The organism is Oligoflexus sp. (assembly GCF_035638955.1).
Classification (GTDB): Bacteria; Bdellovibrionota_B; Oligoflexia; order Oligoflexales; family Oligoflexaceae; genus Oligoflexus.
In genome coordinates this window covers 16642-33780 of the sequence record NZ_DASQYZ010000164.1, presented here as the reverse complement: position 1 = coordinate 33780, position 17139 = coordinate 16642, and the positions used below count along the sequence as shown (strand labels likewise).

12 protein-coding genes are annotated in these 17139 nt (G+C 51.7%); 9 read left to right on the top strand and 3 right to left on the bottom strand.

Annotation, left to right across the window (positions count from 1 at the left end; genetic code table 11):
• Window positions 1–114 precede the first annotated feature (114 nt).
• Genes VE954_RS15655 through VE954_RS15640 form a run of 4 tightly spaced genes read left to right on the top strand, consistent with a single transcriptional unit; the run spans window position 115 to window position 6165 of the window.
• Complete coding sequence (locus VE954_RS15655; protein ID WP_324954367.1) at window positions 115–1221, top strand: serine/threonine-protein kinase; 1107 nt, start codon at window positions 115–117, stop codon at window positions 1219–1221.
• Window positions 1222–3165: a hypothetical protein gene (locus tag VE954_RS15650; protein WP_324954365.1), complete on the top strand. Its 1944-nt coding sequence runs from the start codon at window positions 1222–1224 to the stop codon at window positions 3163–3165.
• Window positions 3128–4270, top strand: coding sequence for a hypothetical protein (locus VE954_RS15645; protein ID WP_324954363.1), 1143 nt, complete (start codon window positions 3128–3130; stop codon window positions 4268–4270). The genes VE954_RS15650 and VE954_RS15645 overlap by 38 nt, the downstream gene beginning before the upstream one ends.
• On the top strand, window positions 4225–6165 hold the full coding sequence (locus tag VE954_RS15640; protein ID WP_324954361.1) for an Hpt domain-containing protein: 1941 nt from the start codon (window positions 4225–4227) through the stop codon (window positions 6163–6165). The genes VE954_RS15645 and VE954_RS15640 overlap by 46 nt, the downstream gene beginning before the upstream one ends.
• 96 nt (window positions 6166–6261) lie before the next feature.
• Here VE954_RS15640 and VE954_RS15635 read toward each other — a convergent pair whose 3' ends face one another.
• On the bottom strand, window positions 6262–6825 hold the full coding sequence (locus VE954_RS15635; RefSeq protein ID WP_324954360.1) for a hypothetical protein: 564 nt from the start codon (window positions 6823–6825) through the stop codon (window positions 6262–6264).
• A gap of 869 nt (window positions 6826–7694) precedes the next feature.
• On the opposite strand from VE954_RS15635, the gene VE954_RS15630 reads away from it, so the two are divergent.
• From VE954_RS15630 to VE954_RS15620, 3 genes are all read left to right on the top strand, one after another.
• Entirely contained in the window at window positions 7695–8045 is a 351-nt protein-coding gene (locus VE954_RS15630) for a hypothetical protein (RefSeq protein ID WP_324954358.1), read from the top strand.
• Window positions 8046–8378: 333 nt separating this feature from the next.
• Window positions 8379–8810: a hypothetical protein gene (locus VE954_RS15625; RefSeq protein WP_324954356.1), complete on the top strand. Its 432-nt coding sequence runs from the start codon at window positions 8379–8381 to the stop codon at window positions 8808–8810.
• A gap of 239 nt (window positions 8811–9049) precedes the next feature.
• Window positions 9050–11425, top strand: coding sequence for a hypothetical protein (locus tag VE954_RS15620; protein WP_324954355.1), 2376 nt, complete (start codon window positions 9050–9052; stop codon window positions 11423–11425).
• 8 nt (window positions 11426–11433) lie between these two features.
• Here the strand turns inward: VE954_RS15620 and VE954_RS15615 are convergent, their stop codons facing one another.
• Together VE954_RS15615 and VE954_RS15610 are read right to left on the bottom strand one after the other, a co-directional pair.
• Window positions 11434–12174, bottom strand: a complete 741-nt coding sequence (locus VE954_RS15615) for a 2-hydroxychromene-2-carboxylate isomerase (protein WP_324954353.1) — start codon at window positions 12172–12174, stop codon at window positions 11434–11436.
• Window positions 12161–12844 (bottom strand): alpha/beta family hydrolase, encoded by a 684-nt coding sequence (locus tag VE954_RS15610; RefSeq protein WP_324954351.1) that lies wholly within the window; start codon window positions 12842–12844, stop codon window positions 12161–12163. The genes VE954_RS15615 and VE954_RS15610 overlap by 14 nt, the downstream gene beginning before the upstream one ends.
• A gap of 106 nt (window positions 12845–12950) precedes the next feature.
• On the opposite strand from VE954_RS15610, the gene VE954_RS15605 reads away from it, so the two are divergent.
• Both VE954_RS15605 and VE954_RS15600 read left to right on the top strand, forming a co-directional pair.
• Window positions 12951–15602 (top strand): ATP-binding protein, encoded by a 2652-nt coding sequence (locus VE954_RS15605; RefSeq protein ID WP_324954349.1) that lies wholly within the window; start codon window positions 12951–12953, stop codon window positions 15600–15602.
• Window positions 15603–15707: 105 nt separating this feature from the next.
• A complete protein-coding gene (locus VE954_RS15600) occupies window positions 15708–17075 on the top strand; it encodes a HAMP domain-containing sensor histidine kinase (RefSeq protein WP_324954347.1) in 1368 nt (455 codons plus the stop codon).
• Window positions 17076–17139: the final 64 nt, after the last annotated feature.

Here is a 17139-nt window from a genome sequence, read left to right as displayed (position 1 = left end):
GCGAGAGGCGATCTTAATTGCAGGAGCAACTATAATCTTTGTCCTATGCGCCGATAGGTTTTGAATCGGGGTAGAGGCGAAGAGCCGCTTGTACTGATTTCAAGGGAGACACTGATGGGCCTACTCAGGCCAGGACAGACGCTTCGTAACGGCGAGCTTGAAATTATCGACTGCATCGGTGTCGGCGGCTTTGGCGAAGTATACCGGGCGACGTGGCGACGTAAAGACGGTCATCGTATCGTTGCAGTCAAATGCTTTAACATCGAGCAAATGAGTCAGCAGGATGTTAAAGCCGTGAAGTTGGTCCATCAGGAGTGTCTGTTGATCGGCTCGGTGAACAACCCGGCCACAGTCCAAATCTATGGGGCTGATGTCGAAGGGGGCCTGCCTTACCTCCTTGAAGAGTACCTTGAAGGCCGTGATTTGAGTTACGCGCTGAACGCTCGCAAGCCGACTCAGAAGGAAGGGCAACCCCTCTATGCACCTTTGGAGCTTGTCCAGCTAGGCATGCAAATTTTAAAGGCGCTCGAGGCTGTGCATGCAAGAGGCATCTATCACGGCGACATCAAGCCCAGCAATATTTGTTTCCGTGATCAGGCACAAAGCGAAATTGCGCTGGTAGACTTCGGTCACGGGGGTTTTTACGAGGCTAGTATCCTGGATCGCCAGGAACTGGCTTCGACTTTGGCTTATTTGCCGCCAGAGCGAACCGGCTTCGTCAAGCAAGGCGGCAATGCTTCAAGTGATCTCTATTCACTCGGTGTCACGCTCTACGAGCTCTGCACAGCCATGCCCTTATTCGAAGCGAAAAACGAAAGGGAGTTCATCAATTTTATTCTCCATGACGTACCCAAGCCTTTAGCATCGGTTTTCCCAGGCTTTCCGGAACCTCTTTCAGACATTATCCAAAAGCTCCTCCGAAAAAATCCCGAAGAGCGATACCACTCTGCAATCGGGGTCTATGCAGACTTCGAACGTTGCTATTGGCCGCTCAAGCAGAATGAAGCACTTCGTAGCTTCGCACTGGGCACCAAAGACAAACTGCGAGAGCTTAATTACAAAATCCCAATGGTCGGACGCCACGAGGAGACAAGAACGCTCGCCGCTGCTTTAGAGCAAACACTCAAAGGCAAGGGCAGGTCGCTTTTCATTGGCGCTCCCTCAGGTTCGGGCAAATCCCGCTTGGCCTATGAGCTGATGCACCGGGCAAGGATGCAGTAGGTGCAGATCATAGCGGCGAAATATTCGGAATTTGAACGCAACTTGCCGCTTAGTGCGATAACGCTTCTCCTCATTGACCATGCTGAGGGTTTGCAAACTATAGCGACTCAACAGCTGGCTCAATGGCATCAGCTGTTGATGGATCGATTGGGACCGAGAGGACGCTTGATCAGCAAGCGTTTTGCGTTTTACGAAGGGCTTTTGCCAGAGTTTCCAGAGCTGAAGCTCCACGATAAGGATGAAGAGGGACGCGTATTCAATGAAACCCTCGCCGAGTTTATGACGCTCCTCCAGCCGTCTGGCGAACCTCAGGTCCTCTTTCTGGATGACCTGCAATGGGCTGACTGGCAAAGCATCACCATTGTACGCGAACTCGATCACCTTGGTCGCAAAGGCCGTGCGAATTTTACATTAGTGGTTGGAACCTTCCGGAGCAACGAAGTGGACGACCAACATCCACTGGCAAGCCTGGTTCTGAGCGATCTCTCCCCCGGAGAGCTGATGGAACTAGGCCCCTTGAGCAAGCTCGAATCCGACGAGCTGGTTGAGCATTTGCTTGACGAGAAAGGGAATGAAGTCTGCAAACTTCAAGCCGTGACGTATCAATTAACCAATGGCAACCCCTTCTATCTTTATGAGTATCTCCAGTCAACCATTGTCACCGGCATTTTCTGCATGCGAGAAGAGTCACGAGAATGGTACTTTGACGAATCCAAAGCTCAGAGTTCAGGTTTAAGCCGTGGTGTGGCTGGCCTCGTCTCTGAACGGTTAGGGAAACTGCAGCCCTTCACGCGAGAAGTGATTCTGACTGCGAGCATTGTCGGCCCTTCAGTGAGCTTTGACACGATTTTCCTTTTATTAGCCCCTTATTTTTCATCGTGTGATATAGGACTTGGGGACGCCCCCCAGCGCTTTCAGGCCGCGCATAGTGAGCTGATCCAAAAGCACCTTGTCCTGCCCCACGAATCCAAGCTGGTTTTCTTTCATGACCGGATTCGCGAAGCTGCGCTTACCCGACTGGAGGATAAGCAGAGGAGGCAGTTACATACTGAATATGGCTTTTTGCTGGCCAAACAGCTCTTAAGCTTGAGCCGGGGCGAAGTCGCCGGAAAGGACTTGTTTGAGGCGGCCTTTCATCTCATGTCAGGGACCCCTGATAAAGAACCTACGACAGCCATAAATCTATTGCATCGAGCCGCACAGGCCGCTGTTGACATCTATGCCTATGCAAAAGCCCGCGAACTTTTGCAATGCGCTTCCCTGCTCTTTCCCAAAAATTTTGCTGATGAAAAGCACCAGTTAGTTGAGTGGATAGCCGTCCACAAGCTTTGGTCCAGTACGCTGGCGGTCTCGGACCAAATCGATACAGCCATCAAGCTACTTGACCATATTTTGCTCTACATTCATGATCCGATTGCCAGAGCCAAGCTTTTCGCCAAGAAAACAGACTATTGCGTTACCCTGTTTCGGCACAAAGCCTCAACCGAGGCGGGAATCGAAGGCCTGAAAGCTCTTAACGAAAGAGTCGTGACGAGAGAGTGGGTCGGCTACCTGTATATCGCCTTCAATATGCCGCTGCTAATCATTTACGCCATCTGGTTCAAGTACTTCGGTCGCCAAACCAAAGAAATTGCTTCCGAAGCGGAACAAACGCGGTTCGAGCTTTTATGCTCGGTGCTGCAGCCCCAGTATTACACGTGCCCTATCGCTGCCATCGCCAATGTGATTCCTCTGACATTTAAAATCCTGCCTTATAAAGACAACGAGCCTCGCGCAACCACCATGGCTTATTGGGGCGTTGTGATGTCTGCATTTGGCTTCGAAAAACTTGCTTATTATTTCTTCAATAAGGGCATCGAATATTTTGATCGCACTTCCAACCCCATTAAAAAAGGGTTGGTTGATCATGCTGACCGCGTTTTGCACGGACTTCACTTGGGGTAATCTTAAAAAGGCGCATCAAAATCTCCATCAAGCCAACCGCTATCTCGACTCAGTCGGAGAATCCTTCTGGCGCTCGTTAGGGCTGATGGCTATGGCTCAGGTTGACTACTACGGCGGTGAAACAGGTGATGACAAGATCGCCAGTGCGGAATTGATGGAACTTTGGAAGAGAGTGCGCTTTTTACCCACACCAGTCGGTTGCACGGTTCGAACTTACCTGCACGAACGAAGAGATGAGGAAGTCGACTTTATTTTAGGCATTACGAAAGAAGCCGAAGAAGAAATCCGCACAACTGGGCTTTCTACGTTGGATAGGGTGTTCGCTTGCCTTGCCCCAGGTGAAGTCCACTATCTTCGAGGTAATTATGCCGAGGCTCTGCCTCGCCTTCGTGAAGCGACGTTCATGGTTTTTACGAAGCTGCATCGTATAGCTTACGTACTCTATGCTCCAGTACTTTACAGCTCGGCGCTGGTTCGAACAGGCCAAAGCCGAAAGGCTATTGTCCCGCTGTGCTTTTGTTGGTTCAACCAGCTCCTCTGTGCTCGTATCTTCTACGCCCAGACCCTTTATGCAACGGGCGAGTGGCTTTGGTCGATAGGCCTAAGATCCAGCGGGCGTCGCATGCTGGAAGCTGGAATTCATTGGGCCCACAAGCGACGCTGGCTGTCCGTTGTGGCTGAGGGCCGGTATACGTTAGGACTGCTTTACCATGAGGAGCGTCCCGAAGAGGCGGAAGTCTACCTTCAGCTGGCCAAGGACTATTATCTAACGCGCAAATGGGTGTTTTTCGTCGAAAGATGCGAAAAACTCCTTGCCATCTGCCACCTCAAAACCAAAGCGGATTCCCCGGGTCAAAATGCGCTTTCCGTGAGCAGGAACCAGCACACAGGACAGGCGGCTAAGCTGCGCCAACGAATTGAAACCAACGCCATGCTGGAAATATTCCTACGCCTGAGTTCTCTAGGCGAACGCGATCGCTTGCTTGAAGCGTTATTGGACTCATTGTGCGTCTGTACTGGGTCGGAATTTGGCTTTGTCCTTTTAAATGAGGCAGGTGAATGGAAGCCGACCCACGGCCGCCATGTAAACCCAGCAGATATTTGAAGCAGGGCTATGCAAAATACGGCATCGATAGATCCTACATCGACTCCTGTCTCAAGGAGGCAAGCCTTAAGGCCGAGATCAGGCCAGCGCGTTGGCAACAAAACGATCAACTCAACCGCGGCTCCGTTATGGTCGTACCTCTGGTCTATAACGACAAGATCTACGGGTACTGCTACCTGGGGAATAGCCAAATCTATAAGCTCTTTGACGTGCGCAGTATTGAAACCGTAACCCCTATCACGACCCAGGCAGCCATCACGTTGCAGAATATCCAACTGACGGAAGAACTGAAAGTGCAGCATGAGCAAGTTCTCGAGCTGAACCAAACTCTGGAAGCCCGGGTGGATGAGCAGACTCGCGACATCCGTTCGATCATGGAACATATTCCGATTGGGATATTCGCCATCCAAGGTTCTGAACTTCGGATCCATAAAGACCATTCCCAGTACCTAAAAAGACTTTTTGGGGTGGACGAACTTGAGGGTCAGGCGGCGCTGCCCCTCCTGTTTGCGCAATCGCAACTGAGCGATGACGAGCAAAGCCAAGCACTCCATGCTCTTGGCTCCATGGTAGGGGAAGACAGCGTTAACTTTGCATTCAACGAGCATGCCTTGCCTCGCCAACTTAATCGTCGCTTGGCCAATGGAGAGACCCAACAACTGGAACTCCTATGGAATCCGATCGCCGACGCTAAAGATCAAATTGATAAAGTTCTCGTAACTCTTAGCGACGTGACGGAAATGCGGTACTTGCAGGATACCGCTCGGGAAAAGGCAATCGAGCTGCAAATAATTAGCGAAATTCTCTCCATCAAGGAAGACACGTTCCGAAAATTCATGCGCAGCGCCCTCCAGTTCCACGAGCAGAATCGGGCCATAGCCTTGTCACGGGACAATGGCGGTAGCGATGAACTCAAGACACTGCAAATGAATCTGCATACTACCAAAGGCGCGGCCCGCACCCTTGGATTACGTGGCATCGCCGAGGTCTATCATCACTTGGAGCAGGAATTGGGCCAGGGTTCTTTGAACAGTCACACTTTAAGCTTCATCCTCGATAAGGAACATAAGATCCTGCAAGACTATGGCAGCATGGCGAAAGAAAAACTCGGGCGTATTGATGGAGAAGTCCTGACGCTGCAGCTTGCAACTGCCGACGTCGCAAAAGCCTTCGAGGAACTGCGGGCCTTCCAAACTGAGACCCACAACGCCTACAGCTCACGGCTCACATTCTCCTTGAGTCTTTTGCAAAAATATTTGTACAAGCCCCTATCCGAGATATTGGACGACGTATTCCAGGCGGTTGCCCCGCTGTCTCGCGACCTCAATAAGGCGCTTCCTACTCTTGATTTCAAGATTCCACCTGTGGGCGTAGCCCATCACGCGGAGGATCTGATCCGGAACACCTTTGTCCATTTGCTTCGCAACTCCATGGATCATGGGCTTGAGGGAGCGGATGAGCGAGTCAAGCATGGCAAGTCGCCGAACGGAGTCTTACAATTGCAGGCTTATTTTGATGGCAGCATTTTCAGCCTTGTCTTTCAGGACGACGGTCGCGGATTGAACTTAAAACGTTTGCATGAAATGGGCAGAGCCAGAGGCCTGATCACCGAGGAAGCGACGGCAGAGGCAATCGCAGAACTGGCTTTCGAGTCCGGTTTGTCGACCGCGCAGCATGTTAGCCAGATCTCGGGTCGTGGCGTCGGCATGGGGGCGGTGCGGAAATACCTCCAGGATGCTCAAGGACATATCAAAATTGTTTTACATGATCATCGACCTGCTGACGAAGGATTCAAGCCGTTCGCGTTTTTAATTGAGCTACCGGCCACAATGTTTATGGAGTCAGCTGCACCGCCCCCCTCGCAAGCTCGCATCAAAAGGGGCATGGCTTCGTAGTTACAGCCCATGCAAAGATGATTCAAAACCACGGAGCTGCAATCACTGTGAATGCGTTCCAGCGCCCTGGACGACATGTCCTGAAATTTTCCGCTATCATGGCCCAGATACAATATCGCCTGGAGCATCAGCACCAGGAGTACCAGGCTTAGGCGGCGGCGTCCGACTGGCAAAATCCCCATCTCGATAAACTACACGTTGTCCATTCAAGTCTGTCACGTCCATGACAATAATCAAGGCGTTCACCAACTCGGTAAAATTCACAGAAAAACTTCTGAAAGAATAATAGACATCATATTGGTCGGTACTATTCGCTTCGGCGGATTTGAAGATCGATACTTCCGCACCGCCCATCAACGTCGAAGGGTCGAAACTCCAATCGATGTTGGAGGAAAAGGTTTTCTGGGACACACGGGCGTTGGTTTTTTGATCATAAAACCCGCAGCCGATGGTGCTCGCATCGTCCGCATCGAAAGGTACGTTCACTGGCACGCAAATCAATGGATATCCAGGCAGGCCGATTGGCTCTTCCGAGCCTTTGTCCGGCTTTCCTTGCACGCCGTCCGTGTTGCTGATTGCGTTCCCGGATTTAAGAGATTTAGAGGTACATTGAACCTGTGGCCACGCCAGCAAAATCAAAAACACCAGAATATATCGCATAGTAACCGCCAAATGGTTTTATACACCTTTGTGTTATCGACATTTCCCAATAATTTCTTGAAAAAACAATCGTCATGTTCTTAAGACCTTACGGCAGATCCGCAAACCTACTGAAATCGTTAACGAATTTGGCTTCTTAAGTGCTCTGACTGACGTGGGTTTTGTTGCGTTTGTAGACTATTGAGTTTCTTCAGCGCAACATCGAAGGGGAGATTTCCGGATGATGAGCAAGGAGGACAGGAATGGATGCCTCGGACTTCTTGCAGGCCACATCATGCCAAGGTACTGCATCTCAAAGAACACGGTCTATAAGCAGCTCTCGGATCCCTCGACTGGCTTGATGTACAGGCATTGGCACGGGAGGTTTATCGTCTGACGATTCGCCCCGGCCGTAAGTTGACGGACAGGGCTTATGAACGACTCGTTCTTACCATCAGTGCATGGAAACACATCGCATATATAGACATGCCGGAAACTGTGAAGAAGGGCGAGCGCAATCACCGGCTGGTTTCGATTATTCTGACCTGTAAGTGGAAGGGGATTGCACAGCGTGATCTCCGGGTGTCGCTGGATCGGATCATAAAACGCGTCCCAGGCCAGCTTTCACTAAAGTTTTTCGATCCCTGACAACGATACCTTGAGGTTTTTTCACAACCATTTGCTTCGTAAAGCTCATTTCCGTGCCACGTACAAAATGCTGGTCTCAACGGCAACAGCTTAACGGTTACTTGTTCGCGAGGGCACTTGAGGTCTGCGGATGCAAGTTCGCGTGCGACATTGGGTGAGTCGTTCTGCTTTATATCCTTCGCTGTGCTGCAAGCAAAAAAACTTAACGACAGACTCAGAGTTGCGAAAAGGCTTATAAACCTATGTTGATTCGTATTCATGACCTTCACTCGATCTTGGAAAACAATGTTTCGCCCGATAAAGTCAAATCGTACAAGGAAGGCTTACTGAGAGAGATCAAGCGAATCGCTCCTGCCTTACAGGCTAAGGTTGGATTTGCAGATATGCGCTCTGTGATTGATGCTTTTCTGTTTACGCATGCGGCGCTAATCGGGCTCTACTATAAAGCGCATCCGCTTGCGGCGGTCGCGAAGCTGCTGGAAGAGGGTGAACTGAGCGAATTACGACTGGATTTTGCGCCAAGCCTTTGCTTGATGCTTAAGGGTTCCTTCGATGGAATCCTGCAGTCCTCCCCAGGTAAGTCTAGTGAATAAGGACTCGACAAAAGCAAATCCAACACCTCTGCCATCAATGACTATAACGATGATGCTGGAGCCGACATCGAGGTTCGCCAGAACAAGCATCTAAACGATAGAGTCGAGCAGGGCCATGTCGCTTGACGGGTCGGGCTTGCCGAAAATGCCTCCCCAATTGGGCCAGCCGTCCAATATCATTCGTAATTTAGGCCTGTCCTTCCTTCCACAGCCCTTTATCTCGTCAAATCGCATCATATGCTTACAGTTTGAAACAGTGGAGCTTTGGGCCTTGAGCGCCTAGGTTGGGGCGTGTCTGGTTGTCCAACTTTTTTCAGTGAAAAGGATCTTTTTATGAAATCTCGCTTTGTAATGATCGCCGCTAGTCTTTCTTTTGCTTTGGGTGCCCCGGCCGCGATGGCTTTGAGCCGCTTGCCCACCCCATTTCTGGTCAAAGGCCATGACGCCAAAATCATGGTCCAAGTTTTGGAAGCATCGGGTATCCAGGAGCAATCCTCGATCGAGTCCACGTTCTTTCAAACAGACGAAGTCTTTTGCGTGAATGCCACCAACCTTAAAACTTGTCAGTTTTCGGTAGGCGGTGGGTTGTTTGTTCGCGCCAGTGTGGAAGATACTGAAGCGTTTATCAAAGTCCTCCGGAAGAACGGTGCCGAAGCGCAGGCTGTCGCTAACGGTCGACGCTGGGACCTGAGAAACCTGGAGTGCTCCACCCGCTTTGATCTTACAAAAAGACAACTCGTGAGTCAGTGTACGTTTGAGCAGTGATCCCCAGCACTGGAGGAGTTGTTCGAGACTCCTCCTGTCTCAACGCTGCCGTCTCTTACCGTTTGTACATTTCTTTTTTTCTTGCTCCAGCCATGAACTTCGCTTCAATTGACCCTGCCCAGCAAGCCCCTAAATAACGACAATCAAAACCAAAAAACCGCCTTCTTTTCCTGCCTCAGGGTTTCCCGCAATAAGTCCGAACAATATGCAATAACAAGGAAATTAACGGAGGAAAATACTTGCTCGCCATGCGCATTCATTCCTCCAGTCTTTTCATGGGGCTTCTGCTTCTGGCCTGCAAGCCGGGGGATCAGATTGCATCCAGTCGTGGACAGCTGGATGGTGCGAAAACGAGCGAGTATTCCAACAACACTGATACGGCCATCGATGACACTCTTACCGACACGCCGGCGAGCGTCAGTGTACCGGTCAGTGGCATCAACCTGACTTTCCGCGTGAGCAAGGATGCCGATCCGAAAAGCGTGGATGCCTACATTGTCGGCTACGTCGACAAACTTCCCGTCCAACGCATCAGCGATCAGGAATTCGTCATTCGTGATGTGCCGGCAGGCTTGCATGAGGTGATCGTCACCGGCCTTGCAAGCTCGGATCATGAAAGTAACCTGGGTCTGCGCCTGCCTTTCGAATCCAGTGGCGCGACTCTTGATTTAGGCCTTCTCAATCTCCCCCCAACGGGTGGTCTGCAAGGTCAGGCTGAGATGGAAGGGGTGGCCTCTTTCTCCACCGTCCAGCTTCAATTCCCTGGCACTAAAATCCCGGCTATCACTACGGATGCCATAGGACACTATGTGGGGAATAAGATTCCCGTGGGAAATCATAAACTCAGCTGGGCTATCAAAGGTAATCCGCAAAGCATCCCAGCAGCAGCCAAAATCGAAAGTGCCAGCAACGGGCAAAAAACGTCACGAGACATCGTGCGTTCGAAACACAATAGCCCCACGAACCTGAAGCTGCAGCCCATCATGAATGGGATGGCTCTGTCCTGGATATCCGGTGGTGGTAACCCCGTTGGTTACCTCGCGTATCGTGGCCTGGCTCAGGATAATTTCCAGCCGGTCAACGGCCAAAGTTATGCGCCTGGTCCGCAGGGCGCAGGCACCATCGTCTCGGTCGGGGCCCAACAGTCGGTCCAGGATAGCGGGCTCACCGCTGGCACCAACTACACCTATCGTGTTTTCACCTACAGTCGCGACCTGGTTTATTCCAGTCCCCGGACCGGATCAGGGACAGCCTTGGTCATGAATTCGGGCTATCAGCGCTATAGGCTTTACATAGAATCCGTTGCCAACAACTGTCAAAGTCAAGGGACGGCTCAGATCCAGGCCTTGAATTTCTTTATCAATAAAAAATGGCAAGTCAACGACTTCACGAGCAACACCAATGTGGGCCATATCGGTCTCTTTCCGGCGACGATTGCCGTCAACTCTATGTATAACTCATCCTATGATGCTTTCTATGCTTTTCAGGATGATAACCTTGCGTGGTCATCATCCTTCAAAACCTATGACGGAAACAGCCCTCATAATTTCCTGAGCAACAAGAATCCGGATGGCATTTATTTTGACATTGATTTTGGCGGCACGAGGGTGGCTATCGAAGGTCTGGAGATGCTCGGGGGCGAACCGCCTTTCTATCCTGAATGCGTACCCGATAGCTATTATATGATGGGCTCCAACGATGGCACGAACTGGGTGGCTATCCCTGGGTCAGCTCGCCAGGAGAGCACGCTGACGCGCGTTCGTTATTATTTCCAAAACGAGATCCGTCCGCTCAGTCCCCTGGATTTCAAATTGCTGAGCAACGAAGGCCAGATTCAACTGAGCTGGGAGTCGGCAGCCGGTGCTGAAGTCGGCTATCTGCTGGTCCGCAGTCGCATGCCGGAAACCTTCCTGGCAGAAAACGGTCGCAGCTATACCACGGGTTCGAACGAGAGTGGTTATGAGATCCTGCACGATGGCAATCAGCTGACTTACATGGACACCGACTTTGAAGATTTGCAGAGCCCATATTACTATACTCTGTTCTCCTATGACGCGAATCGGCAGTATGCCCCTGCGATTGTCGGCCGTGCCACACCTGAAAAGCGTCAAACCTATCGTTACTATCGTTTTCACGTCATGTCCATTCTTGGCGGTGGACCATCCACGGCTTGGGTAGATAGCCTCCGCCTCCAGATCAATGGTGCATGGGTTGACACTTACAATTTCACAGGCATGCAAGGAACGATTGGAAGCATGAATGTCAGTCTTGTGGAAAGCAGTGCCAGTGGCCTCAATCACGCCAATGGGCTCTTTGGTGCGGGATACTGGCAAACAGCACGCAGCAGTTTCAATGCCGGTGGAATGTGGGATGCTGTGAGCAAAACCGGGGAATACGTGCAGATGGACTTTGGCACGACGCCCGTGGCCATCACAGGCTTCCGTGCCCTGGGTAACACCGGATATGATGCCAACAACAAATATGTGAGCAACATGTACTATCAGGTCCCCGACGTTGTGCGTATGGAACGCTCCCAGGATGGACTGCAATGGGAGATCATTGAAGGATCCACGTCTGGTGATTCGTTCGCACTGGAAATCGAACAGGTCTGGTGATCAAATCTTTAATGACGCTTCGCTGATGGCAGCATATTTTGCCAACGCGCGAACAATTCCATGCCTGCGTGCTGCAATGGATCATCGCCTCGGATATAGGCTTCCAGGTCTTCCAGAGAGTCCGCACCCCAAAAGAGCTCTTGGCCCACGATCATGGTCGGCACGCCGAAGACCCCTGTCTTCAGCGCGCCTTCGGTCTGCTCACGAAGCCTGTCTTTCGATGCAGGTAATCCAGCGTCTCGCACCAGCTGATGGCCATCGAGCCCCAGGCGGTTGGCTACGGCTGTGACATTCTCTGGGCTCTCGATCCCGGATCCTCCACCCCAGGCCTCGGCAAACAGACTGTCGATCAGACGCTTTCGGTCATGGTCGGTCATTGGCAAAGAGGCGACGCGAAGGGAAAGCAGAGGCAGGAATGGATGACTGGGTGGCGGAACCAACGGCAGATCCAGGCGATGCGCGCGACGAAACAGTTCCTTGAACATATAAAGGCGTTTGGGTGGAATTTCCGCGGGTCCCTTCTGCCCATAGGCGTTGAGGAACGCAGCGAAGAGCACAGGCACAGGTTCTATCCGCATACCGGTGCGTTCGGCTAAGGCATGAATCTGTTTCCATGCGAGATAGGAATAGGGGGATATGAAGTCAAAGAAGAAGCGGATCGTGGAGTGAGCCATCAAGGAGATCCTTTGCAGGATGATCGTAAATGTGGCCTTGGTTATAGCGCAGTTCACACCCTTAGCCAAGGCCATGGCAGAAGGCGCCCGTCTCCCGAGAGAGTTCCGTGATGACGTCCGCAGTCGTCCGGCCGCTGCGCTTCAGGACTGCAAAACTGTGATCCGCGCCCTCGACGACGTGCATTTTCGCGAGAGGGTGAGCACGGGCGACTTTGGTCATGAGAGGCAAGTCCGCCAGAGCATCTCGGGTGCCCTGCAGGAGAAGGATCGGGACCTCGACGTCTTTCAGATGTGCGGCTCTGTCGATCGACGGCTCCTTGGCCTGATGCAGCGGAAAACCAAAGCAAACAATACCCTTCACAGCCGGGATCATTCCCAAGGCTGCCGCCGTCGTCGTCATCCTGCCCCCAAATGACTTTCCTCCGGCAAATAAAGGCAAATCTGACATTTCATTCAGCGCCCATTGGACCGCTGCCACTATGGTTGCCGTGGCGAGCTTCGGGCTGTCGGGGCGTTTGCCTCCGTCTTCCATATAAGGGAACTGGAATCGCAACGTCCCGACTCCTTCCGTGCTAAGACTCGCCGTTAAATCGCTCATGAAAGAGTGATTCATACCGGCCCCGGCTCCATGCGCAAGGACGAGTAGGGCCTTGGCATCAGCAGGGCGAACCAGGATCCCGGATACGGAACCGGTTCGACCTGTGATATTGGTAAGAGTCACGCTGCGCTGAGTTTGATTCTTCATGGTTTCGGCTTGACCTCTTCGTGTGTGATCATGACAGTTATAGAATAGTACAGACATCTTGAATTTTGGTAATGTGGAACTTAAACCCTTTTCAGGATGCCGAGGCATGGCGACAATTTTCCGGCTTTTATTGCTTGCGTTTGGCGTGTGCATCGGATGGGAAATCAGGGCGCAGACCATGTCGAACATCGATCTGGAATTGCAAAAGGCCGAGGACGTCCTTCTCACCAGCCCTTTGGAAACGCTGAGAATCGTTGAAAACCTGCAAACTCAGATCACCGCCGCTCAACCGCGGGAATTCGTGCGCGTGCACATGCTAGGGGCCCGAGCCAAATCCTTGCTGGGAGACAGCGATGCCATACTTCGCTGGGCGGAACCTGCTCGGGCGTTAGGGGCATCGCTCCAGGAACCTCGCCTGTATGTCCAACTCCTGGGAGTTCTGGCGGAAGGCTACGAATTTGCAGGTGATACCGCGCGAGCGGAAATCGAGCTGCAAAACGCTTTGAAAATAGCCGAGTCTGCTCAGGACGATTGGTTGGTGGCCTATGCCTTAAACCTCCTCGGCTGGATGCATAATCGGAAACTGGACGAAAAGCGGGCGATGGCTAGCATAAAAAGAGCCTATAAACTGATGCAGTCCCTGCCGCAGGATGATCTTTACTATGATCTGCTGAATAATCTGGGGACCCTCTATGGTAATAAGGATGTGGGCAAGGAAGAAGAAAGCCTTAAACTCTTGCGCGAAGCCCAGCTTTATTTTGCAGGAAAGAACAAACATTTTTACACATCGGTCATCCTCTATAATCTGGGCTGGGCTCTTAAAAACGTGGATTCCAAAGCCTCGCTTGAAGCGTTCCAGGAAGCTTATCATCGATCGGAGTTAATCGGCGATGAATCCACCATCGCCTATTGCCAGTATGGAATGTCACAGACCTACAGCCAGGTGAAGGATTTTAAAGCAGCCGAGGATTTGCTCAGAAAGGCTGCAGCTGGCTTCATCAAAACAAGCAATCCCATGATGCATGGAGAAGCGCTGAAATTCCTGCTCGAAAGCCTTGTCCTATCCAGGCAGTACGAAAAAGCATACAAACTCCTGGCGGAAACGGAAAGCAACACGAGGAAGATCGGCAATACGTCCGGCCTTATCCTGGTTCTGGCCCACAAGATCACAATTTTGGAAGCGTTGGGTTATCGTGACGAAGAGCTGAAGACTTACCGGGAATATGCGACGATCTACAAAAAGTATCAGATCGAACAGGACAAAGCGAGCATCAATAAATTCACGGCTGAGTTTGATTTGGAACGTAAAGAGCATGAAAAGAATGTGCTGACTAACCAGAACAAACTGCAAGGACTGGAGTTGGAAAGAGCCGATCGAACCCGCAAATTTTTGATCGGGGCCGTTTTCCTGAGTCTTTGCGTCATGTTTTTGGCCGTGCGCTCGACCATCAAGGATAGGGAAATCAAACGGCAGAAGGAGAGGATTCAACAGATCCTGGATTCCATTCAGGAGGGTATTCTGCGGTTCGGTGCAGATTTTGTCCTCGAAAAAGACTATTCGCAGCATCTGAAAACTTTGCTCGGTCGGCAGGATGACCTCAGTGGCAAGAAGGTCCTGACGGTCCTGATCCAACCCTCCCAGCTGTCGGCCGATGATAAGAGCCAGGTGCAGGAAGCGCTGCATTCCATGCTGGGAGAACCGAGGCTTGGCTGGGAACTCAATTCAGGTCATCTGCCAGACGAATTGATCATTGAGGATCGGATCATCAATCTGCAATGGGAGCCCTTATTTGATGCAAAGGATCGCCTCGAGACCATGCAGCTTATCCTACGGGATATCACCGAAAGTCGGCGCCTGGAGAAAAAATTCGCCGAAGAACGAGCGCGATCAGGAATTTGGCAGGAGCGTCTGACCCAGCTCTTGAGCCGGGATTTTCGCCGGGCCCTGGCCTTCCTGGATCAAACCTGGAAGCGACTCGACCAGGACCATTTTTTGGAGCGCTTGGAACCACGTGAGCTTTTAAGGGAACTGCATACCATCAAGGGCAACGCTCGCACCCTGGGTCTCAGAAATCTTGCTGATGTGAGCCATCGCCTGGAAGCCGCTCTGATAAGCGACGACGCCGGAGTCAAAGAGGCTATGAAGCAGGCTTTTGAACAGGAAATGCAGGCCTGGGTACCTTTGATGCAAAGCATGGTCAGTGCATCGGAACAAAAACCAGAGCATATGCATGAACTCATCATGTCGCTGGTTCCCGGTCTGCAGAGCATGCTGAGCAAGGCCGGTCTCCCGTGGGATGAACTGGTCATCCGGGATCAGGTCCATGGTTGGAGTCCGGAGATGTTGGAGTCCATGCGCACGGTATTGCTGCATGGATTGACCAACGCTCTGGATCATGGCTATATTCAGCCCTTACAACGTGGCGAAACCGTTGCGGCCTGCCGCCTGGCTGTCGAAGCTACGGCCCCTGGTGATCAGTTGCAGGTCGTCATTCGCGATTTTGGCTGTGGGCTGGATTGGAATCGAATCCGGTCGATTGCAGAGGCCAAAGGATTTCAGCCAGCTCCCGGACGCCCCTGGTCTGATGTTCTCTTGCTGGATGGGACAAGCACGGCTGACGAGGTGTCCGAAACCAGCGGGCGTGGCGTGGGCTTGTCAGCGGTCGCCAGCGTCTGTCGTGAGCTGAACGGACAGGTTTCGCTCCTGGATAACGACCAGGGATCGGGGACCAAACTCGTGTTGCAGCTGCCGATCTAAGACCCCATGAGGCGCGAGTCGGAAAATGTCCCCCATGTATGGATGGGAAGGGTTGAGTTCCATGTTTGGATTCCGAACCGGAAGAATACATAGTTTTGGAACAATGTGACGACTGCTTCTGACCATCTTGGATCCTATGGCTTCCTCCCGACGCGTTGGGAAGAGCAGCACATCAGTCTCTATGCAAAATATGCCAATCTCATCTGTGTGGCGCTTATGCTTCTGTGTGCGCCAACGGATTTTGTCTCGTTTCCACAAACTGAAGCCTGGCAAATCGTCCAGGCCCGAGCGGTCGCTGTGGCTATATTCCTATTTCTGCTGGCCTTGCTGCCCTTCCTTGCGAAAAATCCGAAAAATCACAAGACTGTGCTGACCGGTATTCTGTGCGCCACGACTCTCACCATTAACGGCCTCTATATCCACTTTCTTTTGAGTATGGATCCTCAGCATCGATTGGCGGTCACCACGGGTTGCCTCACCGCCATCCTCGGGACGCATCTGTTCCTCTATAAGTTTCGCCGGGCGCATGCGATCTTCAGTCTCATCTTTCTGAGCCTGATCCTGGCTCTCTCCTTCCGCGATGCTGTGTGGCGTTCCTACCTCATTTCAATACTTCTTGGACATGCCACGGGTTTTATCCTGACCCTCTTCTTCAGAAAAGTTTTTTATGACGGCCTTAGAAAAAACTACAAAATCAAACTCCAGAGTGAGACGATCCGAAAACAGTCCGAAAAAATAGAATCCGCTTACAGGGAAAAGGAGACTCTCCTCCGCGTTCTGATCCATGATATTGCGACTCCTCTCTGCGTTATCACGATCAGCCAAAGCTCGATTATGAATAGCGCCTCGCAGCTGGATGACGAGACAAACCGGGCGCTCGAACGCATGCAAAAGGCCTGCGAATCCCTGGATCATTTGATCCATCACGTAAGAACCACAGAGGCCATCCGCTCAGGTAAAGTTGAAATCGTTATCGGCCCGTGCTCCGTCCATGAAGCGGTCGACAGTGCTATTCTGATGCTGGAGCCGCAGGCCCAGGCCAAAAATATTCGGATTCAAGTGCAGCAGACTGTGAGCGAAGACCTTTACTGCGTGGCTGATAAATTGAATCTTACGCATCAGGTTTTGGGCAATATCATCAGCAATGCGGTGAAGTTCTCACGACCCGGCGGCCTTATCGAGATCCTGATTCAGAAGCTGGATGACGCTGTGGAAATCGGCATTCGCGATCACGGGATTGGAATCCCGGCTCCCATTCTCGCCGAAATTTTCCATCAACATCGATCGACGAGCCGGCCTGGAACAGCGGGAGAAATCGGAACAGGCTTTGGTATGCCGCTCGCGAAGGCCTATATGGATCGTTTTCAAGGTCAGATCAGAATCATAAGCGTCACTCCAGACGAGGCCCCGCATACCTCCGGTACCACGGTCTTCATCTCCCTTCCTTTGGCTTCGCTCCATCCTTCCCAATGACAGTATAAGTCATTGAAATTGCTAGATAATGATTTGGCTGCGTTCTTGCAGCATTTCTGGAAAT

Bases quoted from the DNA above. Each gene is read 5' to 3' on its own strand.
- VE954_RS15610 (WP_324954351.1), bottom strand. From the start codon at position 12,844: ATGAAGAATCAAACTCAGCGCAGCGTGACTCTTACCAATATCACAGGT.
- VE954_RS15615 (WP_324954353.1), bottom strand. From the start codon at position 12,174: ATGGCCTTGGCTAAGGGTGTGAACTGCGCTATAACCAAGGCCACATTT.
- VE954_RS15655 (WP_324954367.1), top strand. From the start codon at position 115: ATGGGCCTACTCAGGCCAGGACAGACGCTTCGTAACGGCGAGCTTGAA.
- VE954_RS15625 (WP_324954356.1), top strand. From the start codon at position 8,379: ATGAAATCTCGCTTTGTAATGATCGCCGCTAGTCTTTCTTTTGCTTTG.
- VE954_RS15635 (WP_324954360.1), bottom strand. From the start codon at position 6,825: ATGCGATATATTCTGGTGTTTTTGATTTTGCTGGCGTGGCCACAGGTT.
- VE954_RS15640 (WP_324954361.1), top strand. From the start codon at position 4,225: ATGGAAGCCGACCCACGGCCGCCATGTAAACCCAGCAGATATTTGAAG.
- VE954_RS15645 (WP_324954363.1), top strand. From the start codon at position 3,128: ATGCTGACCGCGTTTTGCACGGACTTCACTTGGGGTAATCTTAAAAAG.
- VE954_RS15630 (WP_324954358.1), top strand. From the start codon at position 7,695: ATGTTGATTCGTATTCATGACCTTCACTCGATCTTGGAAAACAATGTT.
- VE954_RS15605 (WP_324954349.1), top strand. From the start codon at position 12,951: ATGGCGACAATTTTCCGGCTTTTATTGCTTGCGTTTGGCGTGTGCATC.